The following is a 21,901-nucleotide window of genomic DNA, read 5'->3' on the forward strand; positions in this document are numbered from 1 at the left end:
TCCAGCGCCGGTCGGCGCAGGTCAGCCCGTCCGGCGTTTGAGGACGAGGCCCCTTCAGGGCCGACGGGAGTCTGGGGGGCGGAGCCCCAAGGGAATAAAGCGGAGAGTGCCTCCTGTTAGCGCCGGACGACAGCACACGGCGACACCGACGGAGGCAGAACGTGGCGGCAGAAGACGAGATCCGGGGTACGACACACGGCACCGCCCCCGTACCGCTCTCCGTACTGGACCTGGTCACCGTCGGAGCCGGCCGTACCGCCACCGACGCCCTGCGCACCAGCGTCGCCCTGTCCCGCCTCGCGGAGAGCCGCGGGTTCCACCGGTACTGGGTCGCCGAGCACCACTCCATGCCCGGCGTGGCCTCCTCCTCGCCCGCCGTGATCCTGGCCCACCTCGCCGCCCACACCGACCGCATCCGGCTCGGCTCCGGCGGCGTCATGCTGCCCAACCACGCACCCCTCGTCATCGCCGAGCAGTTCGGCACACTCGAGGCCATGGCCCCCGGCCGCGTCGACCTCGGGCTCGGCCGCGCCCCGGGCACCGACGGCGCCACCGCAGCCGCCCTGCGCCGCACCGACCGGCTCAACGAGGGCGCCGACGACTTCCCCGAGCAGCTGGCCGAGCTCACCCGCTTCCTGGACGACGACTTCCCGGACGGCCACCCCTACCGCCGTATCCACGCCGTCCCCGGCCCGGTCCAGGCGACCTCCCCCGGCGGCGTCCAGTCCCCGCACCGCCCGCCGATCTGGCTGCTCGGCTCCTCCGGCTTCAGCGCCCGCCTGGCCGGCGTCCTGGGCCTGCCCTTCGCCTTCGCGCACCACTTCTCCGCGCAGAACACCATCCCGGCCCTGGACCTCTACCGCGAGTCCTTCCGGCCGAGCGAGGTGCTGGCCGCCCCGTACGCCCTCATCGGCGTCTCCGCCCTCGCCACGGACGACGAGCGGGAGGCCCGCCGCCAGGTCCTGGCCGCCGCGCTCAACATGGTCCGCCTGCGCACCGGCCGCCCCGGGCTCGTCCCCACCCCGGAGGAGGCCGAGGCCTACGAATTCAGCCCGATGGAGCGGGAGTTCGTCGACTCCTGGAACTCCAACGTCATCCACGGCACCGCGGACGAGGTCCGCTCCGGCCTGGACGACCTCCAGAAGCGCACCGGCGCCGACGAGTTGATGATCACGGGCAACGCCCACAGCGGGGACGTACGCCTGCGCTCGTACGAACTCATCGCCGACGCCTACGGGTTGCCGACCACCTGATCACCGACGTGCGCGGCGGGCTCGACGGGCGCGAGCAGCTCGGAGATACGATCCGGCGACACCGGCCGTGAGTACAGCCACCCCTGGCCGGTGTCGCAGCCGATCCGCCGCAGCCGGGTCGCCTGCGCCGACGTCTCCACGCACTCCGCGGTGACCGTCAGACCGAGCCGGTGGGCGAGCTGGATCATCGCCTCCACGACGACCTCGTCGGCCGGGTTCGGCGGTACGGCCCCGTCCTTGTCGCTCTCGTACTGGAAGCCCCGTACGAACGAGCCGTCCAGCTTCAGCACCGACACCGGCAGCCGGCTGAGGTAGGCCAGGTTCGAGTAGCCCGTGCCGAAGTCGTCGATCGCGATGCGCACCCCCATGTCGCTGAGTGCCTGCAGCGCCTGCAGGGGGCGGCCCGCCGAGCCCATCACCGCCGATTCGGTGAGCTCCAGCTGGAGCAGGTGCGGAGCGAGGCCCGTCTCCGCCAGGGTCTCCGCGACGTCCGCGACCAGATCCGAGTCCCAGACCTGACGCACCGCCACATTGACGCTCACGAACAGCGGCGGCTCGTCCGGGTGGTCCAACTGCCACTGCCGCGCCTGGCGGCAGGCCGTGACGAGGACCCAGCGGCCCAGCGGCACGATCGAGCCGTCTTCCTCCGCCAGTCCGATGAACCGATTCGGCGTCAGCACACCGAACTGCGGATGGTTCCAGCGCACCAGCGCCTCGACGCCGTTCAGCCGGCCGTCCTCCATGCCCACCAACGGCTGGTATTCGAGGACGAATTCACCGCGCTCGATGGCGGGACGCAGCGTGGAGGCCAGCGCCTGGCGGGTCATGCGGTGGGCGTTGCGCTCCGGGTCGAACAGCGTCCAGCGGGCCTTTCCGTCGGCCTTCGCCCAGTAGAGGGTGGTGTCGGCCGCCTGCATCAGGGCAGTTGGGGTCGTCCCGACCGCACGGCGCTCCACGACGCCGATCGACGCCGACACCGACAGCCGCCGGCCGTCGAGGTCGAAGGGTGCCTGCACCGCCTCCAGCACCGACTCCGCCAGCTCGGCCAGTTGGTCCGTGCCCGTCGAGTCCTCCACCAGCAGCGCGAACTCGTCGCCGCCGAGTCTGGCCACCAGCGGCACGCTCGCTCTGGCGTAACCCGCCTCGTCCGCACAGCGCGTGAGGCGTTCGGCGACGGCGGCCAGCAGCCGGTCGCCGACGCGGTGGCCGAGTGTGTCGTTGATGGCCTTGAACCCGTCGAGGTCCAGATAGCACAGCCCGATCCGGCCGGTGCCGCTCTCCGCGTACGACTCCGCCTCCAGTGCGGCCGTCAGCCGCTCGAAGAACAGCGTGCGGTTGGGCAGCCGGGTCACCGGGTCGTGCATCTCCAAGTGCCGCAGCCGGCCCTGGAGTTCACGGTGCGCGCTGATGTCGCTGAGAGACATCAGCAGGCAGCCGTCCTGACCGAGGGGGGTGACGGTGACCTGCACCCACACCGACTGTCCGTCGGGATGCTTCAGCCGGCGCGTGCAGCGCAGCAGGGCCTCGCGGCCGCGCAGCATCTCGCGGTAGGCGTGCCAGTTCCGCGCGTCGGACGCCAGGTCCACCAGGTCGGCGGCGATGCGGCCGGTCAACGCGTCGGTGGCGCTGCCGAACAGGGCACCGAAGCCGTCGTTGGCGCCGACCACCAGACCCTCGCGGTCGACGACCGCCATGGCCAGGGGCGCAGCCCTGAAGACCGAGTGGTACGCCGACGGCTCCGTACGAGTCGCCTGCGGCTCGGTACGAGGAGACGCGTAGGTGTCACTCTCTGTAACGGCGGACCGGTCGAGGTCTGCCGCGGGCGCCGGCCCTTCGGACGTTCCGCTCACCGCTCGCTCCCGCAGTGCACTCGATCTCTGTCCGTGCAGGAAAGTGTGCCGATCATAGAGGCAGACCCAAGGGCCTTCCAGCCACACTCCAGTGTCCCGGATCGAGCGGCACTTCTGACAGATCGTTTCTGCCCGCAGCTGGACGGGTTCTTGGGGCCCCCGACCACTTGTGACGTTCCGTGAGCGATTCGGGGGTGTCGGACCTGACGGTTTCCCGGCCGGCTCACTCGTCTGGGGCAGACAAACAGGGCGCAGTACGACAAATAAACACAAGCTGGGTGCGGTGTCCCGTGTACCGCTCCCGGAGGTCCCTGTGCCGCGTCAGTTCCCCCTCAAGGGATTCAGGGGCCCCCGACTGCGCAGCACCGCCGCCGTGTTCACCACTCTGTCCGCCCTCGCGGCGACCTCGCTGGTGACCGGGCCGTCGGTCGCCGAGCCGTTCTCGGCGGTGCCGTGCGCCCTGCAGCGCACGGACGCCCACCACTCCGAGGGTCTCGACACCTGGAACGCCGCCTATCCGCGCCCGACCCGCGCCCTGGACGCGGTGATGGTCTTCCTGTCCTTCCCGGACTCGGTCCCGCGGACCACGCCCGCCGAGCTGACCGCCGACCACTTCCCGGCCACCAGCCGCTTCTTCGAGCAGGCCTCCTACGGCAGGTTCACCCTCCGCCCGCATCCGCTGAACCACTGGATCCGGATGCCGCGGGCGTCGACGTCGTACGCCATACAGCGCGACTGGAACGCCGAGCACCGTGACGCCTACCTGCGCGACGCGCTGGCCGCCGCCGATCCCCAGGTCGACTTCTCCCGCTACGACATCGTGTACTTCGTCGCCGACCCGGACGCGCCCGGCGTGGACTCGGACGCCACGAAGGTCGTCAACCTCGACAGTCCGCTGCATGCCGACGGCAAGGACATCCGGCGGGTCGTGACGGTCTTCGAGCGGCATCCGCCCGACCGGCTCGTCCTCGCGCACGAGACCGGGCACGTCTTTGATCTGCCGGACCTGTACCACCGGCCGGACGACGGCAAGGGCGACTGGGACACGTATGTCGGCGACTGGGACCTGATGGGCAGCCAGTTCGGCCTGGCTCCCGATCTGTTCGGCTGGCACAAGTGGAAGCTGGGATGGCTGGATCCGCGACAGGTGGTGTGTGTGCGGGAGGCCGGTGTCACACGGCTGACCCTGGAGCCGCTGGGTGCGGGGCCGGGCGTCCCGGCGACGGGTGCGGCGGGACCGCCGGCCTTCGGGGTCGGGCACGGCACCAAGCTCGCGGTGGTGCGGACGGGGCCCGACAGTGTGCTCGCCTTCGAGGCGCGCGGCCCGGTCGGCAACGACACGGCGGTCTGCCGGGCGGGCATCCTCGTCTACCGGGTGCGCAGCGGCATCGAGTCCGGCACGGGCCCGATCGAGGTCGTCGACGCCCATCCGCACACCGAGGCCTGCTGGGAGAACTCCGTCTACCCACCCCTCGCGGACGCCCCGGTCGGCCTGGGCGAGAGCTTCACCGTGCCGGGCACGCGTGTGCGGGTGGAGGTGGAGGGGCGGACGGTTTCGGGGGCGTGGACGGTGAAGATCACGTCCGGGTGATGCGGGTACGCAAAAGGCCCCTCGCTTCCGCGAGGGGCCTTGCTGTCTGTGCGCCGCCAGGGACTCGAACCCCGGACCCGCTGATTAAGAGTCAGCTGCTCTAACCAACTGAGCTAGCGGCGCCTGCTGACGTCGTAGACCTTAGCATCCTGATCGGCGGGAGGAAAAATCGATATCCGCACCGCCGCGCGGGCCGCCCGCACGGCCGCCCAGAGCAGGATCTCCGGGCCCGGCAGCCAGGGGTGACGCGTGTCCGGGGCGACGAGCCAGCGGGAGTCGCCCGAGGTCGGGGCGGCGGGTGCCCGCAGGGCCGGGACGGTCACCGCGTCGCCGTTGCCGTGGCACAGCAGCGGCGGGATCGCTCCGGTACGGCCGATCTCCTCCCAGCCGAGCAGCGAGGGCAGCCGCTGGGCGGTGCCGGGGGCGGCGAACAGCAGCATGCGGCCCCGTAAGGCCGCCACCGGTCCCGAGCCCGGCCCCTCCTCCCACAGCCGGTCGACCATCCGGCGCCCGAAGACCGCGGGCGCGCTGACGACGTCGAAGGCGGAGCCGCACGGCAGCACGACCGGGGCGGTGGGCCGTTCCTCCCACAGGGCGAGCGTGCTGCGCGGATACGTTCCGGCCGAGGCGAGCCAGGCGGCGCCGTCCGAGGTGACCCCGCAGACGTCGAAGCGGTCGGGGAACGGATCGTTGCGTTCACTGCTCATGGCATCTACATCTACCGGCCGTGAGCGCGCGGTTCCTGAGGGTTGCCGGAAACCGGGACAGGAAGGGGTGGTGAGGAGTATCTTGCCCGCCTGGCATATGCCAGTCCGAAGTGAGCCGTGTTCACACCGCTCACACGGGGTCCGCGGAGCCCCGTCCCTCGGCGCCGCGCATCAGGTCCCGGCCGAACTCGACCATCTTCTTGGCATAGTCCTCGGTCCACTCGGCGCGTTCCGCGATGTCCGCCGGCGTCAGCCGGTCGAATCGCCGTGGGTCCGCGAGTTGCGCGGCCGCCATCGCCTGGTACTCCACCGCCCGGTCCGCGGCCGCGCGAAACGCCTGGGCCAGCTCCGTCGAGCGGGCCAGCAGCGCCCGCGGGTCGTCGATCGACTCCAGGTCGAAGAAGTGCTCAGGGTCGGAGGCCGCCTCCGCGGGCTCGAAGAGCAGGGGCGCGGGGCGTAGCCGCGGTTCGTTCCGACGCGGCGTGGGCTCCGCCATGTCTTCTCCTCCTCGTACGTCGCGGACGACCCGTGCGTGGGCGGGCCACCGTCCATTGTCCCGCTTCCGCACAAGAGGGCCGAGTGCCTCCGGCGGTATCAAGCTGTGTGGGTCGCGTGATGTTCCCGGCAACGAATGCGCCGACCGTCACGCTGCGGCCAGCACCGCGTGGTTCGCCTCCCAGCCATCGGGGCTGTGTTTGATGGCCGCCTCCGGCGGTGTGCGGGATTGCGTCCCGTGGATTGGTCGGCATGGTGCTCGGTGTCGACGGTTCGGCCGTTCGAGGCGCGGTCACGGTTTCCAGGTGACCCGGTGCTCCGCCAGCCGCGCGAGCACCGCGTGGTTCGCCTCCCAGCCATCGGGAAACTTGATCAGCGTGCCCAGCTGGACCGGCTCCGTCGACGGGTAGTCGTCCAGCAGTTCGCTCACCCCCGCGCGGCAGACCACGATGCAGGCGTGGCGGTGGCGGGAGGCGAGGACGCACAGGCGGCCCGTCTCCAGGTGGAAGGCGGTGGCGTCGGGGCGGCCGGAGAGGGGGTGGAGGACGACCGTGACGTCGTACTCGCGGCCCTGGAGGCGGTTCGCCGTGTCGACGGTGACCTCCGTGACGCCCAGCTCCGCCAGTGCCGCCCGTACCGCCGCCGCCTGGTCGCGGTGGGCCGTGCCGACGGCGATCCGGGCGGGGGTCAGCGGCGCGGGCTCCTCGGGTGCGCGCTCCGACGTCGCAGCGCCGCCCCGGTCCAGCAGCCGCCGTACGACCGTCGCCACGGCCCGCACCGCCTCGGGGTCGGTGCGCGGCGTGTGCCGGGCGGGCAGCTCCAGCAGGCCCCAGCCGGACTCCGCGGCCTCGTCGATCACCTCGTCGGGGCCGGAGCCGTCCGAGGGGACGGCGAAGGTCAGGCTGCGGTCGCCGTGGTCCGTGCCGCTGCGGAACGGGGTGTACGGGTAGAAGGCGTCGGAGACCAGCGGTGCGGCCGACGCGGGGAGGCGCCAGGAGACGGGCAGGCGGTGCTGCGGCAGCTCGGGGTTGTGGGCCAGCAGGGTGGTCACCGCGGAGGCCGAGGGGTCGTACGACAGGCCCGCCCACTGCTCGCTGCCGACGATGGAGAAGGGGTCCAGCTGGCCCGGGTCGCCCACGAACAGCGCCCGCTCGAACAGGCCGGCCACGGCCAGCAGCGAGTCCGAGCGCATCTGGTAGGCCTCGTCGACGATCGCGTGCCGCCACGGCTCGTCGACCTTCACATGCGCCCACTTGGCCGCCGTGGAGATCACGACCGCGAGCCCGGTCAGCTCGCCCGCCTTCGCCGACTTGCGTACGTTCGGCAGGTCGTCGAGCGCCTTGTCGTACGGGTCGGAGTCACTGCTGTGCAGCCGGCCGACCGGCAGCTCCGGGCTCTTCTCCGCGAGGCGCAGCACCAGGTCGTCCACCTGCGCGTTCGTCTGGGCGACGATCATCAACGGGCGCCCGGCGTCGGCCAGTTCGAGCGCCGCGCGCACGACCAGCGTGGACTTGCCGGCGCCGGGCGGGGAGTCGACGACCACGCCCCGGTCGGTGCCGTGCAGGGTGTCGTGGAGGATGTCGGCGGTGGCGCGGGCGGCCTCGGCGCCGGGGTCGAAGGCGGCGTCGGGGGTCACAGGACGTCCTCCTGGGTCACGGGATCGGCGGCCTCACCGGGCGGGCCGCCGTGCGTCCACGGGGTCTCCTCCGGGTCGGGCAGCTTCGGGCCGCCCCGCTGCTCGTGCTCGAAGAGCGTGAAGCAGAGCCGGTCGCCCTTCTCCGGCACGGACCCGGCCTCGGGCTCCTTGCCGCGGCCCATCTTGTCGAGGATGCGGAGGACCAGCACCGATTCCCCGTCGGCGAGGTCGTCGGGGGATTCGTACCCGACGAACTCCGCCGTCTGCGGCTTGCCGCCCAGGGAGCGGTACGCCTTGGCGCGCTCGCCCAGGTGCGGCCGGTCGTCCGTACGGACGGTGACCAGCGGTCGCGGGCTGGGGCGCTTGCTCTCGCTGTACGCCATCACGACGTCCGTGACCTCGCCCGCGAACGCCTCCCCGGACAGCCGCCGCCCCGCCATCACCAGCGGGTCGTCGAGCGCCTCCTGGGCCTCGAGGCGGGCCTGTTCGCGCTCGCGCGAGGCCAGCTTGTTCGCGGCGGTGACGGCGTCGTCGCGGCGCGGCTGCGGGGGCTCGCCCGCGGTGACGCGGTCGCGGTGGGCGGTGAACGACCAGCGGTCGCGGGTCCACCGCTCCTCCACATGCGCGCCGACGGGCAGTGTCCGCACCAGGTCGAGGCCCTGCCAGACCTTCTCCCAGGTGGGCAGCGTGCGGCTGAGCACCAGGTCGCGGATCTCCCGCTCGGCGGCGGTGAGTTCACCGAGCCGGTCGTCGGCCTCCAGACCGTCCTCGGCGGCGGCGAGGGCGGTACGCGCGCGGTCGTAGCGCTCGATGGCCGGGGCGAGGAGCTTGTTGTCGAACGCCGGGTCGGTGGCCGGTCCGGCGGGCGGGCACAGCAGCTGGTCCTTGGGGCCGCGGGCGAGTTCGGCCTGCAGCGCCGCCTCCGCGCCCGTGCTGCCCTCCGGCGGGGCGATCCAGGCGAGCAGCGCACCCAGGTGCTGGTCCTCCAGGGTGGACTGGCCGGTCGCCCAGTGCCGGGCCAGGCCGTCCGTCGTCGCGAGCAGGAGCGAGGAGCCGGGGACCCGGGCGCGCTCCCCGAAGTGGGTCAGCCAGCGGCCGAGCAGCGGCACGCGCGGGGGCGCGGGATGCGGGGTCTCCGGGTCCTGTTCCGCCGTACGCCTGAAGCGCATGGAGCGGCCGAGCAGCCGTACGAAGTCGACACCGGCGCGGCTCGGGACGATCAACTGGGGCGCGTCCGCGCACAGTTCGACCTCGACCTTGACCCGCTTGCCGGTCTCCGGATCGGTCTCGTTGCGCTCGGCGGCCTCCACGGCCTCGGCGTACGAGTCGATGTACGGCAGGACGACGTCCGCCAGCTCGGCGAGGAACGCGAACCTCAGGTCGCGGTCGCGCGGCTGCGGTACGACGAGCAGGCGCGGTGCGTCCCGGTCGGTGCCGACGAGTGCGCCGAGCGGGGCCCCGGCCTCACCGGCGGTGGTGAGCGGCACGAAGACCAGCGGCCGCTCGGACAGGTGCCGGTGCCGGACCGTGGCGGCGGGCTGTGCGCGGCCGGTGCGGACGGCCTCGAGGCGGGCGAGAGTGGAGATCAGCGACACGGGGTGACCTCCTGACCGAGGGCTTCGGCACGCAGCTGCGCCGCCCTCCGCAGCGCGGCCACCGTCGGGTCGTCCGGGTCGCCGGACTCGCCGCGGGCCGCGGACAGCACGTCGTCGACGGTCGTCAGGCCGCCGAGTTCGGCGCGGACCGAGCGGCCCAGCGAGGTCACCGCGCCGGCCGCGCGCGAGCGGTCGCGGCAGTGGAAGGCGAGCTCGCAGGAGGACAGGCACTCGGGCGCGTACGTCGCCGGGACCGACTCCACGGCGGTCGTCAGCTCGTCGGCGGACAGCTCGGGGGAGAAGCAGGTGCCCTCGGGCAGCGTGTCGGCGATGTCCTCGATGCGGGTGAGGCGGGCCAGCTGGCGGCGGGTGACCGCACGCTGCTTGCGGATGTCGACGGCCGAGGCGGTGGGGAGGTTGGAGAAGTCCTTCGGGCAGACGAGGAGGACCCGGTGCCGCACCTCGGGGGCCGGATCGAGGCGGGCGGCGACCTCCTCCAGTGCCAGCACGTACACCGCCGCCTGGCGAGCCGCCGCGCCCACCTTCGCGGCGTCGGCCGAACCGTCCAGCATCGGGAAGGACTTGATCTCCACGACCGTCCAGCTGCCGTCCGGGTGCACCACCACCGCGTCCGGCTCCAGGAACGCGGGGGAGCCCGCCACGTCGAGCGCCAGCATCGGGTGGTCCAGGAGCGTCCAGGTGCCGGGGGTGTCGGAGGCCTCGCGGAGTGCGAGTGCCGTACGGGCCGTGCGCCCCTCGGGGCCGACTGCCGCGAGGTCGGGCACGCGCGCGTCGGCCGGCGGCTGCGCGTGCCGGTCCAGCTTCTCGTGCACCAGCCGCAGCAGCTCGGCGCCGCCGTCCGCCTTGACCTTCGCCTCGAACGCGTTGCCCCGCGTGAACGCGAACTGCGACTGCCCGAAGACCGACGGGGAGCCCAGAGAGCTCGCCAGCGTCGCCTTGTTCACCCCGGCGCCGTCGAGGATCGCGCGCCGCTTGCAGCCGGGGTTGGCGGCGAGGGCGGCCAGGGCGCGCGCGTCCAGCGCCTTGGCGGGTACGTCGGGACCGCGCAGCTCAGCGAGCCGCTGCCGCAGCGCCTTCCCCGGCGTCCGTGGGAGAGGCACCGGGCTCGGCTCCGGATCCGATCCGGGAATCGCGCTGCCGTGGAATTCGCTCACCCGCGGAAGTCTGGCATCCGGCACTGACAATTGAGGAACCCGCGACCTGAGAGGTGCCTGCGCCGAGGGGCAGCAGCTCCTTGATCCGGTCGGCGCCCTGCATGACGAACGGAGTCAGGAACAGCCCGACGCCCATCACGGCCGCGCCCGCGACCGCGTCGAGGAAGTAGTGGTTCGCGGTGCCCATGACCACGATCGTGGTCAGCAGCGGGTAGGCGACGGCGGCGACCTTCGTCGCGGGCGTCCTGCCGTAGCGCCACAGCATGACGCCGCACCACAGCGCCCAGCCCACGTGCAGGCTCGGCATGGCCGCGTACTGGTTCGTCATGCCCCCGAGGCCGCGCGGGGCGCTGGCCTCGCCACCCCACCAGCCGTACGAGCTGTACTGGGCCATCGTGTCGACGAAGCCGTGGCCCGCCGACAGGAGACGGGGCGGGCAGGTCGGCAGCAGGGTGAAGCCGATCAGGCCGAAGAAGGTCGACGTCATCAGCCAGGTGCGGGCCGCGCGGTAGTGCACGGCGCGCGATCGGAACAGCCAGACCAGGATCGCGGGCGTGACCAGGTAGTGCAGCGACGCATACCAGAAGTCGGCCGGGACGCCGAGCCAGGCCTCGCGCGTGAAGAGCCGGTTGAGCGGGTGCTCGGCGTTGATGTGCAGGAACTTCTCGATGCGCAGGATGTCCAGGCCGTGGTCGACGGCACCGGAGGTGTTGCCGCGGGCGAGGAGGCGGCCGGCCGAGTAGCAGGCGTACACCAGCAGGATCAGCGGGAGCTCCGTCCACCAGCGCAGGCGCGTGCGCGGGGCAGCCGCCTCGATGCCCGGTGTCTCGGTCTGCGGCATCCGATCGCCTCCCCCTTCGTTCTCGCCCGGCGTCCGGTGGTCCGGTCGTGCCACTTTACGGCGTATGTGCGCGCCCTCGTCGGGCGCCCCCGGCCCTCAAAGACGCGAGGATCGCCCACCGGGTTGCCCTCACACAGCGTGCGCGATGATGGAGGTGTTCCGCCTGTGGTTTCTTTCGAAAGGGTCCCTCTCCTCATGGCACCGCGCATCCTGCTGGCCCGGCACGGACAGACCGAGTGGTCGCTGTCCGGCAAGCACACCGGGAGGACCGACGTGCCGCTTCTGGAGGAGGGCCGACGCGGGGCCAAGCTGCTCGGGGAGCGGCTGCACCGGGCGCCGTTCGAGGGGCTGCCCGGGGTCGAGGTGCGCACCAGCCCGCTGGCACGCGCGCGTGAGACGTGCGAGCTCGCCGGGTTCGGGGAGCGGGCGGTCGTCTGGGACAAGCTGATGGAATGGGACTACGGCGCCTACGAAGGCATGACACCGGACGACATACAGGCCGTGCGGCCCGGCTGGCTCATTTGGCGTGACGGCGTCCCGGAGGGCGAGTCGCTTGCCGAGGTGACCGCGCGGGCCGACGAGGTGGTGGCGTGGGCGCGGGAGGCCGACCGGGACGTGCTGGTCTTCGCGCACGGGCACATCCTGCGGTCGATCGGTGCGCGGTGGTTGGGGCTGCCGATCGATTTCGCGGCCCGGATCAGGCTGAACCCGACGTCGCTCTCGGTGCTGGGGTGGGCTTACGGGGAGCCGGCCATCGAGAGCTGGAACGACCTGGGGCACCTGGTCTAGGACCCCTCTGACCGCCGCCACGCACGCGTGGCGCACGCCGTCACGTACGCGTGCGTGCCTCAAACCGTGCGCGGCACCGATGCGTGGCGTTCCAGGAAGTCCGAGACGCCCGACGCCCGACGGTGTGGCAGCAGCACCCTCGCCGTGCCCGCCAGCATCGTCTGGATGCGGGACGACTGGACCTGGTCCAGGAGGTCCAGTACGCGCATCCCAGCCGCCGCGGCCTCGTCCGGGCGGCCGCCCCTGGCGAGGTCGTCCGCCAGTTCCGCCGTGTACAGGGCGATGTTGCGGGTGAAGTGCGGGTTCTGCAGATGGGCCGCACGGCGCGCGTGGCGGGCGGCGCGGGGCCAGTCGCCCAGCATGGACCAGCACTGCGCCTCCAGGCCCTCCAGTTCGGCCTCCCCGTAGAAGCTCATCCACTCGGGGTCGGCCTCCGTGGGGCCCCGCTCGTAGAGGGCCTGCGCGCGGGCGAGTGCCTGTTCGCAGCCGGTGCGGTCGGCGAGCCCCGCCCAGCCGCCCGCCTCGCGCAGCGCGAGCAGCGACATCAGGCGGGGCGAGCCCAGCGGGCGCGCGACGCGTTGCGCGGCCTGCGCGGCCCGGACCGCCTCGCGCGGGCGCCCGGCGTCGCGGGCGAGGAACGCCGTGTTGCAGAAGGCGTGCGCCTCCAGGGCGTCGTCGCCGGTCATCCGGGCGGTCGCGAGCGCCTCCGCGTAGTGCGAGCGCGCGTCGTCGAACCGCCCCGAGTCGTGCGCCAACCAGCCCACGGAAATGGCGAGTTCACCCGCGCCCGAGTGCAGCCGGTCGGCGGTCGTCTGCCGGGTCGCCCCGGCGTCCAGCAGCGCATAGGCGGCGCGCAACGGTTCCGACGCGCGCCGGTAGAGCCCGTCCGCGCCGTGCCGGTCGTCGAGCAGCCGGATTCTGCGTACGGCCTCCTCGAGCGCGAAGGCGTCGCCTGTCCCGGCGCGGCGCACGGGGCGTCCCGCCGCCGCGGCGTCGAAGGCGAGCCCGATCTGGCCCAGCGAGGCGGCGGCCACGGTGGCGCCCCCGCCGGTCATGAATGCGCGACGCAGCACGTCGCTCTCCTCGTCGTTCTCGGCGTGGTTCTCGTGCAGCGCATGGCCGTCGTGCTGCCCATGCGGATCGTGCGGGTCTTGCTGGTCGTACGGGTTCAGCGGGTTGTGCGCGTGCTGAACGTCCTGTGTGTCATACGGCTCGTACGCCCCTGCCGTCTCACCGGAGGCGTGCGCCCGGCGTCCGCGGACGGACGAGCGGGGCGCGAAGCCCAGGTCGGTGAGCGTGCGGCCGGGGAACATGTGCAGGAACACCCGTTCATAGGCGTAGTTGGGGCAGCGGATCTCGCCCGCCTCGACCCGGCCGACGTAACGCGCGTCGCAGCTGACCCGCTCCCCGATCTCGCGCGCGGCCCGCCGCACCGCCGCGGCGAACTCGGCCGGCGAGCGCTGGCCGCGCAACTGCCGGAAGACGAGGTTCGGCCGCGGTGGCCGGGTGGGCTGGGGCTGAGACGAGGTCACCCTTGACGACGTCATGGCCGGGTCCTCTCGTGCGAACCGTCGAACCATGCCGGATTCGGGGGGAGTTGTCCGTGAAGCACCCGTGTCCGGCGGGCAAGAACGTACCTGCTGTGTCCGACCCGCCACGCAGTGTTTGGCTACAAACCGGATATCTCATCCAGGATCTGCCATGAACTGCCATCCTTTGCGGCGGACTTCCGCCGTAGCCGTTGACGCGGTGAAGCGTTTACCCCAGTGGACCGGGAGCCACCCGACTCCCGAGCCGCTTCGTTCAAGGAGGGGTTCCGTGGTGGAGGCCGGGATGGAGACCAGCCAGAGCGTTGTTCCTCGCCGTCCGTCGACGGCGGCGGGGCACGCACCGACCCCGGAGCACAGCGAGCCACCCCTCCCCGCGGGCGCGTGCGACCTGGTCACCGTGCCGTCGCGCCAGGGACTGGAGGCGGTGGACATCCTGCGGCGCGGAGCCTGCGAAGCGGTCGGTCCCGTCCTGCACGACGACGGCGGCCGCACCCTCGGTTTCGTGGTGCCGCCCGGCACGGCCGCCGCCTGGGACGTCCCCGGCAGCACCTGTACGGAGACCAATGGCCGAGGCCTCAGCCTGAACCCCCGGCCGCCCGTCGAGGGCTCCGACTGGCTGCTCCCGCCCGGCGACGCCGACCTCGCCACCGACCCGGCGGTGCTGCGCGCCGCACTGGGCGAGGCCGCACGGATCATCGCGGCGGCCGACAACTGCCGCTGACGCCCGGATCCGGTCGGACCCTGCGCAGGCGTGGCCCCACGCGGCTGCCGATAATGGCGCAATGGGGAAGTCCAGGAACGCCCGGCGGGCGAGCGGGTCCGCCGAGGCCGTCGTCGAGCCCGTCGACGGCGGGCTCGCCGAGCTGATACCCGACCGGGACCGGTCGCGGGCCTGGACACTGCTGATCGACGGGGCACCGCAGTCGTACGTCGATCTCGACGACCCCTCCCACCTCTCCTTCGAGTACCAGCGGCGGCTCGGGCACGTCATCGACCTCGTCGCGCCGGCCGGGAAACCGGTCCACGCCGTGCACCTCGGCGGCGGTGCCTTCACCCTTGCCCGCTATGTCGCCGCCACCCGCCCCCGCTCCACCCAGCAGGTCGTGGAGCGCGACGCGGCGCTGGTCCAACTGGTGCGCCGGGAGCTGCCGTTGGAGGCGAACACGCGGATCCGGGTGCGGTCCCTCGACGCCCGCGAAGGGCTCGCCAAGGTGCACGACGGCTGGGCCGACCTCGTCATCGCCGACGTCTTCAGCGGCGCCCGCACCCCCGCCCACCTCACCTCGACCGAGTTCCTCGACGAGGTCCGCCGGGCCCTGAAGCCGGGCGGCTGCTACGCCGCCAACCTCGCCGACGGCCCGCCGCTCGCCCACCTACGCGGCCAGATCGCCACCGCGGCCGCCCGGTTCCCCGAACTCGCCCTGGTCGCCGACCCCACGGTGCTGCGCGGCAAGCGCTTCGGCAACGCGGTCCTCGTCGCCTCCGACACCCCGCTGCCGACCGCGGAACTCACCCGCCGCGCCGCCTCCGACCCGCACCCCGGCCGCGTCGAACACGGCCGCGCACTCCTGGACTTCACCGGCGGGGCGCAGCCGGTCACGGACGAGGCGGCGGTCGCCTCGCCCGCGCCGCCGCCCTCGGTGTTCCGCTGACGGAGAGCCCCGAACTAGTAGTTCCCGATCTCCACATGCGGCGGACCGTCGTGCCAGGTGCAGATCACCGACACCTTGTCCGTGCCCGAGGTGAACTCCACGCGGATCCAGGTGTCCGTCTTCCACGTCTGCATCGCCCAGCCGGTGGCCGGGGTCGCCATCACCAGCGACGCCGAGGCCTTGCCCAGGTCGAAGACCGCGCGCCCGCCGTCGGTGTCGTAGCTCTTGACCTGGCCGGATGCCGAGGGGGAAGTGGACGGGGTGGGGCTCTTCGACGCGTCCCTCGACGGGGTGGGGGTCGGCGTCGGGGACGGCTTGACCGACGGGCTCTTCGACGCGGAGGGCCGTGCGGTCGACGACGCCAGAGGCTTCGACTCCTGCGTGGTCGCGTCCGCCGCCGTGATCGGCAGGGCGCGGGGCGGGTCGTAAGCCGTGCCCGCCATCACCGTGTGGACACCCCACCACGACAGCGTGACCGCCGCGCCCGTGGCGAGCGACCAAGCCAGTACGTGTACGAGTCCTCTGCGCATCGCGGGCCATACTGCCTCACGCGTCCCACGAGCCGCACACGGTCGGAGTTATCCACAGGCCCCGATGAGGGCCGCCCGCATGGCGTACGGTGCCGCGCATGGCAAGTGTGCTCGTGGTCGAGGACGACCAGTTCGTACGCTCTGCGCTGATCCGGCACCTGACCGATGCCGCGCACACCGTGCGCAGTGTCGGGACGGCGCTGGAGGCGCTGCGCGAGGTCGCCCATTTCCGTTTCGACGTGGTGATCCTGGACCTCGGTCTGCCCGATCTGGACGGGTCCGAGGCCCTGAAGATGCTGCGCGGGATCACCGACGTGCCTGTGATCATCGCCACCGCACGGGACGACGAGACGGAGATCGTCCGGCTGCTGAACGCCGGCGCGGACGACTACCTGACCAAGCCGTTCTCGGTGGAGCATCTGTCGGCGAGGATGGCGGCCGTGCTGCGCCGGGCCCGTGCCGCCCTCGGGGACGCCCCGCCCTCCAGCGTCATCCGCGTCGGCGGCCTCACCGTCGACCCGCTGCGCCGCCAGGCCGAGTTGGACGGCGTACGGCTCGACCTCACCCGCCGCGAGTTCGACCTGCTGGCCTTCCTCGCCGGCCGGCCCGGCGTCGTCGTACCCCGCAAGGAACTGCTGGCAGAGGTGTGGCAGCAGTCGTACGGCGACGACCAGACCATCGACGTCCATCTCTCCTGGCTGCGGCGGAAGTTGGGCGAGACGGCGGCGCAGCCGCGCTATCTGCACACCCTGCGGGGCGTCGGCGTGAAGCTGGAGCCACCCGGTGGATCGGAGCCGCCGCGATGAGATGGGCACTGGTCAAGGTCTGTCTGGCGGTCACCGCCATGGTCGTGGTCGCCTTCGCGGTGCCGCTCGGGCTCGTCATCAAGGAGATGGCCCGGGACCGCGCGTTCTCCAACGCCGAGCGGGAGGCCGCCGCGGTCGCGCCCGCGCTGTCCATCACCACCGAGCGCGATCAGCTGGAGCGGGTCGTCGCCTCGGCGGGCTCGGACTCCGGGATGGCCGTGCACATACCGGCGGCCGGCGACCAGGCGGCCCTCGACATCGGCCGGCAGCGCGCCGCCGACGGGGACATCGCGACCGTACGGAAGCTGGGCCGTGCCTCCACCACCGAGGTCTCCGGCGGCTCCACGCTGCTCTCACCGGTCGCGCTGAGCTCCGGCGCGATCGCCGTCGTCGAGGTGTACGTCCCCGAGGCCGAGGTCAGCAATGGCGTGAGCACGGCGTGGGCGGTGCTCGCCGGTGTCGGTGTCGCGCTGATCGTCGGGTCCGTCGCGGTCGCCGACCGGCTGGGTGTGCGGATGGTGCAGCCCGCCCAGCGGCTGGTCGAGGCGGCGCATGAGCTGGGGGAGGGGAAGCTGGGGTCGAGGGTGCCGGAGGACGGGCCGACCGAACTGCGGCTGGCCGCGGTCGCGTTCAACTCCATGGCCGACCAGGTCGTACAACTCCTCGCGAACGAGCGGGAGCTGGCGGCCGATCTGTCCCACCGGCTGCGGACGCCGCTGACCGTGCTGCGGCTGAACGCGGCCTCGCTCGGGGACGGGCCCGCCGCCGAGCAGACCCGGGCCGCCGTCGCCCAGCTGGAGCGAGAGGTCGACACCATCATCCGCACGGCCAGGGACGCCAAGCCGCAGACCGCGGCGGCCGGGCCCGGCGCCGGGTGCGACGCGGCCGAGGTCGTCCGGGAGCGGATGGGGTTCTGGTCGGCGCTCGCCGAGGACGAGGGCCGCAAGTGGCGGGTGGCCGGCGCCGACCGGCCGGTGCGCATACCCGTGGCCCGGGCCGACCTCGCGGCCGCGCTGGACGCCCTGCTCGGCAACGTCTTCCGGCACACCGCCGAGGGCACTGCCTTCGCGGTCGACCTGCACAACGGCGAGGACGCGGTGATCGTGCTCGTGTCCGACGCGGGCCCGGGCATCACCGACCCCGAGGCGGCGATGGCCCGCGGGCGCGGGTCTGGCAGCGACGGCTCGACCGGGCTCGGCCTGGACATCGTGCGACGGCTCGCGGAGGCGACCGGCGGTGACGTCCGGATCGGCTCGTCGGTTCTCGGCGGCACCGAGGTGCGGATCTGGATCCAGCTGGACGGGCGGGAGCGGACGCCGGGCGGGCGGGGGCACCGGTCGGTGCGGCGCCGTAGGAAGGCGGTCGCGAAGTGACGGCGGGAGCCGGGGGGCCGAGTGACCACGAGGGCCAAATTGGTCTCTACCTTTAACCGTCCCCGATCCCTTCCTTAAGCGCACCCTAAGATCCCCAACCCTCGTCCGGATCAGGCGCTTTGCCCGATTCCGGATCGCTAGCGTGCTGCCGCACCCGACCCCCGAACAGTGAAGGCAGACACGTGATGAGCACGCACCGGCGCAAGGTGAGCGGGAGAAACAAGGTGATCGGCGGGGCGGTCGCCGCGGCCGTGATCGGTGGCGGTGCGATTCTGCTCACCGGCACCGCGCAGGCGGCCGGCATCGGTGCCGCGTACACCAAGACCAGTGACTGGTCGACGGGCTACACCGCGCAGTACGTCGTCACGAACAACAGCGGACAGACGGAGAAGGCCTGGAAGCTGGAGTTCGACCTGCCCTCCGGCTCGAAGCTCAGCTCGCTGTGGAACGCGGAGTCCAGTGTCAGCGGTCAGCACGTCACCGTGACGCCGGCCAAGTGGGACACCGACGGTCTCGCGCCCGGCAAGTCCGTCACCGTCGGCTTCGTCGTCAACGGCACCGCCGATCCGAAGAGTTGTCTCATCGACGGCGCCAAGTGTTCCGCGGACGACGGCCCGACGCCGGAGCCGAGCGGCCGCCCGACGCAGTCCGCGACGCCGACCCCGACCTCCACTCCCACGGCCACGCCGACGAAGACCGCGACCCCCACCCCGACGCCGACCCCGTCCCAGAGCTCCGGCTCCGGCACCACCGCGGGCGCCGGCTTCGCCCCCTACGTCGACACCTCCCTCTACCCGGCCTTCGACCTGCTCGCGAGCGCCGAGGCGACCGGCGTCAAGAACTACAACCTCGCCTTCATCACCGACGGCGGCGGCTGCACACCCAAGTGGGGCGGGGTGAGCGACCTCGGCAGCGACGGCGTGGCCTCGCAGATCGGCGCGCTGCGTACCAAGGGCGGTGACGTCCGTGTCTCCTTCGGCGGCGCGTCCGGCTCCGAACTGGCGACGACGTGCTCCTCGGCGGACGCGCTGGCGACGGCGTACGGCAAGGTCGTGGACGCGTACAAGCTGACCAAGGTCGACTTCGACGTGGAGGGCGGCGCGCTGCCCAACACGGCCGCGAACACCCGGCGGGCGCAGGCGATAGCGAAGCTCCAGGCCCAACACCCCGGTCTGGACGTCTCGTTCACCCTTCCGGTCATGCCGGAGGGCCTCACCCAGGACGGTGTGAACCTCCTGTCCAACGCCAAGTCCAACGGCGTGAAGATCGACGCCGTCAACATCATGGCGATGGACTACGGCGCCTCGTACAGCGGCGACATGGGCACGTACGCCGAGCAGGCCGCCACCGCCACGCAGGCTCAGGTCAAGAGCGTGCTCGGGCTCTCCGACAGCGCGGCCTGGAAGGCGGTCGCCGTCACGCCGATGATCGGCGTCAACGACGTCTCGTCCGAGATCTTCAAGGTCGACGACGCCACCCAGCTGGTGAACTTCGCCAAGTCCAAGGGCCTGGGCTGGCTGTCCATGTGGTCCGCCACCCGCGACAAGCAGTGCGACGGCGGCACCAAGCCGACCGCCGACGCCACCTGCAGCTCGATCACCCAGGACAAGTTCGCCTTCTCGAAGGCGTTCGGCACGTTCAACTGACCACCGCGCGCCTTCAACCGACCACTGTGCAACGGGGGTGGACGCGCCCCGGCCGGTCTTCCCCCCATCCGGCCGGGGCGCGCACCGCTGTCAGAAGGGGCCCGGCCCCCCGAAGCCCCCGCCCCCGAACCCGCCCGGCCCGCCGGGACCGGGCCCGTGGTGGTGAAACCCGTCGAAGATCGCGTCCGCCAGCAGCATCCCGCCGACCCCCGCCGCACCTGCCACCAGCGCGGTCTTCCACCACGGCGTGCTGTACCAACCACCCGGCACCGTACGGCCGCCGACCACACCGCCCGGGTGGTAGTACGGATTCGCCGCACCCGGCTGCACGGCGGCGGTGTACGTCTGGCCGCCGACCGTGACCTGGCCACCGCTCAGCCCCGACGTCGGCAGCGCAGGACCCGGGTCCAGGCCCAACGCGGTCCGTGCCGTGCGGATGTGGTGGAGGCCCTCGACGGCGGTCTGGGTGACCAGGGCGTACTGGGCGGGGGAGTAGGCGGTGGCCAGCTGGCCCTGGGCCGCGCGGTGCCGTTCGGTCGCGTCCGCCAGCGCCTGCTGCGCGGCCTTGTTGCCGCCCGCGTCCAGCGTGGACAGGCTCCCGCCGAGCAGCTCCACCCAGCGGTGCGCCTCGGCACCGGCGTCCGCGGCCGCGTCGTACGACTGTTGTCCCGGACCGCCGGGGCCCGAACTCACCCCGCCCGACTGCCGCTTGCTGAAGCGCGCGACCACTGCACCGATGACCAGCGCCGGCATGACCAGCGCAATGAACCCCATGACGTCCTCCCGAGACCCGCGGGTGCCCGTTCGCCCCGCACATCCCATAGGACGCCCCGGCACTGAGAGACCTCTGAGGCATGCCTGAGCAGCCCCTGTGAACAGACCGGGGCGCGGCGCCCCCTTGAGGCCCCGTCGGGCCTCGGCCGCCGCGCCCCGCCCCCCGCTCATGGGCCCCGCTACTCCGCCTCCACCGGCGGCAGCGTCCCCGTCCGCGCCGCCTGCCCGTACCAGAGCGCGCTCGACTTCGGCGTGCGCGCGAGGGTCGCGTAGTCGACGTACACCGCGCCGAAGCGCTTCTCGTAGCCGTACGCCCACTCGAAGTTGTCCAGCAGGGACCACAGGTAGTAGCCGCGGACGTCCGCGCCGTCGGTGATCGCGCGGCGCACCGCCGAGAGGTGGCCGTGCAGATAGGCGGTGCGCTCCGGGTCGTGGACCTTGCCGTCGGGATCGGGCTTGTCGTCGTAGGCCGCGCCGTTCTCGGTGATGTAGAGCGGCAGGCCGGGGGCCTCGCGCGTGTAGCGCATGATCAGCTCGTGCAGGCCCGTCGGGTCGATCGTCCAGCCCATCTCCGTGCGCTCGCCCGGCGTCTGGTGGAAGGCGACGTCGTCCGCGCCCGGCCACGGGGAGTGGTCGCTCGCGCCGTGGCCGTCGGCGCGCGGGCCGCTGGCGTCCGGGTCGGTCGTCGAGACCAGTGCCGGCGTGTAGTAGTTGAGGCCCAGCGCATCCAGCGGCTGGTGGATCGCCTGCAGGTCGCCGTCGAGGACGTAGGACCAGTCGGTGATCAGCTCGGTCGCCGCGAACAGCGACTCCGGGTACGCCCCGTGCAGGATCGGGCCGTGGAAGACACCGTTGGCCAGGTCGTCGATCTTCCGCACCGCCGCCAGGTCCGCCGGGTCCTGCGGCGAAAGCGGCCTGACCACCGAGGAGTTGAGGCTGAGCGCGAGCGAGTTGCGGGCCGGCATGACCGAGCGGAGGGCCGAAGCGCCCAGCCCGTGCGCCAGGTTCAGATGGTGGGCCGCCCGCAGCGAGGCCTCGGGGTCCGTCCGGCCCGGCGCGTGCACCCCGGAGCCGTAGCCCAAGAACGCGCTGCACCACGGCTCGTTGAGCGTGATCCACTGCTCCACCCGGTCGCCCAGCGCCTCGCCCACGATCTGCGCGTACTCGGCGAACCGGTACGCCGTGTCCCGCTCCGGCCAGCCGCCCGCGTCCTCCAGCTCCTGCGGGAGATCCCAGTGGTAGAGCGTGACGGCCGGCTTGATGCCGTGCTCGAGCAGCTCGTCCACCAGCCGCCGGTAGAAGTCCAGGCCCACCTGCACCGCAGGGCCCCGGCCGGTGGGCTGCACCCGTGACCAGGAGATCGAGAAGCGGTACGCGGACAGGCCCAACCCGGCCATCAGCGCCACGTCTTCGCGGTAGCGGTGGTAGTGGTCGACAGCGATGTCACCGTGCTCGCCACCGGCGGTCTTGCCCGGCGTATGACTGAAGGTGTCCCAGATGGAGGGCGTACGGCCGCCCTCCCGCACCGCCCCCTCGATCTGGTACGCGGACGTCGCGGCGCCCCAGAGGAAGGAGGGGGGAAAGGTCACCGTGGTCGCCTGGTGTGCGGACTCAGACATGGAAGCGCTCCCATAAGAG

The 21,901-nt window shown here is 72.5% G+C and carries 19 protein-coding genes and 1 tRNA gene; 8 read left to right on the forward strand and 12 right to left on the reverse strand.

Translation table 11 applies throughout. From position 1 onward, the window contains the following. Positions 1-161 precede the first annotated feature (161 nt). Complete coding sequence (locus ABZ880_RS05370; protein WP_361257213.1) at positions 162-1,253, forward strand: LLM class flavin-dependent oxidoreductase; 1,092 nt, start codon at positions 162-164, stop codon at positions 1,251-1,253. On the opposite strand, the gene ABZ880_RS05375 is transcribed toward ABZ880_RS05370, so the two are convergent. Beyond that, positions 1,232-3,103: an EAL domain-containing protein gene (locus tag ABZ880_RS05375; protein ID WP_361257216.1), complete on the reverse strand. Its 1,872-nt coding sequence runs from the start codon at positions 3,101-3,103 to the stop codon at positions 1,232-1,234. The two genes, ABZ880_RS05370 and ABZ880_RS05375, sit on opposite strands and share 22 nt — an antisense overlap. Positions 3,104-3,416: 313 nt before the next feature. Between ABZ880_RS05375 and ABZ880_RS05380 the strand changes: the two genes are divergently transcribed. Then, positions 3,417-4,694, forward strand: coding sequence for a M6 family metalloprotease domain-containing protein (locus ABZ880_RS05380; RefSeq protein WP_361257219.1), 1,278 nt, complete (start codon positions 3,417-3,419; stop codon positions 4,692-4,694). 49 nt (positions 4,695-4,743) lie between these two features. Here the strand turns inward: ABZ880_RS05380 and ABZ880_RS05385 are convergent. The 7 genes from ABZ880_RS05385 to ABZ880_RS05415 form a co-directional block, all read right to left on the reverse strand. Continuing rightward, positions 4,744-4,817: transfer RNA gene (locus tag ABZ880_RS05385), tRNA-Lys, on the reverse strand. Further along, a complete protein-coding gene (locus tag ABZ880_RS05390) occupies positions 4,808-5,401 on the reverse strand; it encodes a bifunctional DNA primase/polymerase (RefSeq protein WP_361257222.1) in 594 nt (197 codons plus the stop codon). Before ABZ880_RS05390 ends, ABZ880_RS05385 begins: the two co-directional genes overlap by 10 nt. Before the next feature lie 130 nt (positions 5,402-5,531). Then, positions 5,532-5,897, reverse strand: a complete 366-nt coding sequence (locus tag ABZ880_RS05395) for a hypothetical protein (protein ID WP_361257225.1) — start codon at positions 5,895-5,897, stop codon at positions 5,532-5,534. Positions 5,898-6,188: 291 nt separating this feature from the next. Further along, positions 6,189-7,532, reverse strand: coding sequence for an AAA domain-containing protein (locus ABZ880_RS05400; protein ID WP_361257228.1), 1,344 nt, complete (start codon positions 7,530-7,532; stop codon positions 6,189-6,191). Then, positions 7,529-9,127, reverse strand: a complete 1,599-nt coding sequence (locus ABZ880_RS05405; protein WP_361257231.1) for a hypothetical protein — start codon at positions 9,125-9,127, stop codon at positions 7,529-7,531. The genes ABZ880_RS05400 and ABZ880_RS05405 overlap by 4 nt, the downstream gene beginning before the upstream one ends. Continuing rightward, positions 9,118-10,248, reverse strand: coding sequence for a hypothetical protein (locus ABZ880_RS05410; RefSeq protein WP_361257234.1), 1,131 nt, complete (start codon positions 10,246-10,248; stop codon positions 9,118-9,120). Before ABZ880_RS05410 ends, ABZ880_RS05405 begins: the two co-directional genes overlap by 10 nt. Beyond that, positions 10,199-11,143, reverse strand: a complete 945-nt coding sequence (locus ABZ880_RS05415; protein ID WP_361257237.1) for a phosphatase PAP2 family protein — start codon at positions 11,141-11,143, stop codon at positions 10,199-10,201. Before ABZ880_RS05415 ends, ABZ880_RS05410 begins: the two co-directional genes overlap by 50 nt. A gap of 195 nt (positions 11,144-11,338) precedes the next feature. Between ABZ880_RS05415 and ABZ880_RS05420 the strand changes: the two genes are divergently transcribed. Continuing rightward, positions 11,339-11,932: a histidine phosphatase family protein gene (locus ABZ880_RS05420; RefSeq protein WP_361257239.1), complete on the forward strand. Its 594-nt coding sequence runs from the start codon at positions 11,339-11,341 to the stop codon at positions 11,930-11,932. A 59-nt stretch (positions 11,933-11,991) separates the two neighbouring features. Here ABZ880_RS05420 and ABZ880_RS05425 read toward each other — a convergent pair whose 3' ends face one another. Continuing rightward, entirely contained in the window at positions 11,992-13,479 is a 1,488-nt protein-coding gene (locus ABZ880_RS05425; RefSeq protein ID WP_361257242.1) for a hypothetical protein, read from the reverse strand. 271 nt (positions 13,480-13,750) lie between these two features. Here ABZ880_RS05425 and ABZ880_RS05430 point away from each other — a divergent pair, with 271 nt between their 5' ends. Beyond that, positions 13,751-14,203, forward strand: a complete 453-nt coding sequence (locus tag ABZ880_RS05430; RefSeq protein WP_361257245.1) for a hypothetical protein — start codon at positions 13,751-13,753, stop codon at positions 14,201-14,203. 61 nt (positions 14,204-14,264) lie between these two features. After that, positions 14,265-15,134, forward strand: coding sequence for a fused MFS/spermidine synthase (locus ABZ880_RS05435; RefSeq protein ID WP_361257248.1), 870 nt, complete (start codon positions 14,265-14,267; stop codon positions 15,132-15,134). A gap of 14 nt (positions 15,135-15,148) precedes the next feature. Here the strand turns inward: ABZ880_RS05435 and ABZ880_RS05440 are convergent, their stop codons facing one another. Next, complete coding sequence (locus ABZ880_RS05440; RefSeq protein ID WP_361257251.1) at positions 15,149-15,664, reverse strand: hypothetical protein; 516 nt, start codon at positions 15,662-15,664, stop codon at positions 15,149-15,151. Positions 15,665-15,762: 98 nt separating this feature from the next. Between ABZ880_RS05440 and ABZ880_RS05445 the strand changes: the two genes are divergently transcribed. The 3 genes from ABZ880_RS05445 (at position 15,763) to ABZ880_RS05455 (ending at position 19,489) form a co-directional block, all read left to right on the forward strand. After that, positions 15,763-16,470, forward strand: a complete 708-nt coding sequence (locus ABZ880_RS05445) for a response regulator transcription factor (protein WP_361257254.1) — start codon at positions 15,763-15,765, stop codon at positions 16,468-16,470. After that, positions 16,467-17,843 (forward strand): HAMP domain-containing sensor histidine kinase, encoded by a 1,377-nt coding sequence (locus ABZ880_RS05450; RefSeq protein WP_361257257.1) that lies wholly within the window; start codon positions 16,467-16,469, stop codon positions 17,841-17,843. Before ABZ880_RS05445 ends, ABZ880_RS05450 begins: the two co-directional genes overlap by 4 nt. A gap of 185 nt (positions 17,844-18,028) precedes the next feature. Further along, positions 18,029-19,489, forward strand: a complete 1,461-nt coding sequence (locus ABZ880_RS05455) for a cellulose binding domain-containing protein (RefSeq protein WP_361257260.1) — start codon at positions 18,029-18,031, stop codon at positions 19,487-19,489. Positions 19,490-19,579: 90 nt separating this feature from the next. Here ABZ880_RS05455 and ABZ880_RS05460 read toward each other — a convergent pair whose 3' ends face one another. Together ABZ880_RS05460 and ABZ880_RS05465 are read right to left on the reverse strand one after the other, a co-directional pair. Continuing rightward, positions 19,580-20,263: a hypothetical protein gene (locus ABZ880_RS05460; RefSeq protein ID WP_361257263.1), complete on the reverse strand. Its 684-nt coding sequence runs from the start codon at positions 20,261-20,263 to the stop codon at positions 19,580-19,582. A 179-nt stretch (positions 20,264-20,442) separates the two neighbouring features. Further along, entirely contained in the window at positions 20,443-21,882 is a 1,440-nt protein-coding gene (locus tag ABZ880_RS05465) for a GH1 family beta-glucosidase (protein ID WP_361257265.1), read from the reverse strand. Positions 21,883-21,901 lie beyond the last annotated feature (19 nt).

Source organism: Streptomyces sp. NPDC047043, from assembly GCF_040644055.1.
Lineage (GTDB): Bacteria > Actinomycetota > Actinomycetes > Streptomycetales > Streptomycetaceae > Streptomyces.

Excerpts from the sequence above, each read along its gene's own strand:
- ABZ880_RS05390 (WP_361257222.1), bottom strand. The coding sequence starts at position 5,401 with ATGAGCAGTGAACGCAACGATCCGTTCCCCGACCGCTTCGACGTCTGC.
- ABZ880_RS05395 (WP_361257225.1), bottom strand. The coding sequence starts at position 5,897 with ATGGCGGAGCCCACGCCGCGTCGGAACGAACCGCGGCTACGCCCCGCG.
- ABZ880_RS05415 (WP_361257237.1), bottom strand. The coding sequence starts at position 11,143 with ATGCCGCAGACCGAGACACCGGGCATCGAGGCGGCTGCCCCGCGCACG.
- ABZ880_RS05420 (WP_361257239.1), top strand. The coding sequence starts at position 11,339 with ATGGCACCGCGCATCCTGCTGGCCCGGCACGGACAGACCGAGTGGTCG.
- ABZ880_RS05425 (WP_361257242.1), bottom strand. The coding sequence starts at position 13,479 with ATGACGTCGTCAAGGGTGACCTCGTCTCAGCCCCAGCCCACCCGGCCA.
- ABZ880_RS05435 (WP_361257248.1), top strand. The coding sequence starts at position 14,265 with ATGGGGAAGTCCAGGAACGCCCGGCGGGCGAGCGGGTCCGCCGAGGCC.
- ABZ880_RS05440 (WP_361257251.1), bottom strand. The coding sequence starts at position 15,664 with ATGCGCAGAGGACTCGTACACGTACTGGCTTGGTCGCTCGCCACGGGC.
- ABZ880_RS05445 (WP_361257254.1), top strand. The coding sequence starts at position 15,763 with ATGGCAAGTGTGCTCGTGGTCGAGGACGACCAGTTCGTACGCTCTGCG.
- ABZ880_RS05450 (WP_361257257.1), top strand. The coding sequence starts at position 16,467 with ATGAGATGGGCACTGGTCAAGGTCTGTCTGGCGGTCACCGCCATGGTC.
- ABZ880_RS05455 (WP_361257260.1), top strand. The coding sequence starts at position 18,029 with ATGAGCACGCACCGGCGCAAGGTGAGCGGGAGAAACAAGGTGATCGGC.
- ABZ880_RS05460 (WP_361257263.1), bottom strand. The coding sequence starts at position 20,263 with ATGGGGTTCATTGCGCTGGTCATGCCGGCGCTGGTCATCGGTGCAGTG.
- ABZ880_RS05465 (WP_361257265.1), bottom strand. The coding sequence starts at position 21,882 with ATGTCTGAGTCCGCACACCAGGCGACCACGGTGACCTTTCCCCCCTCC.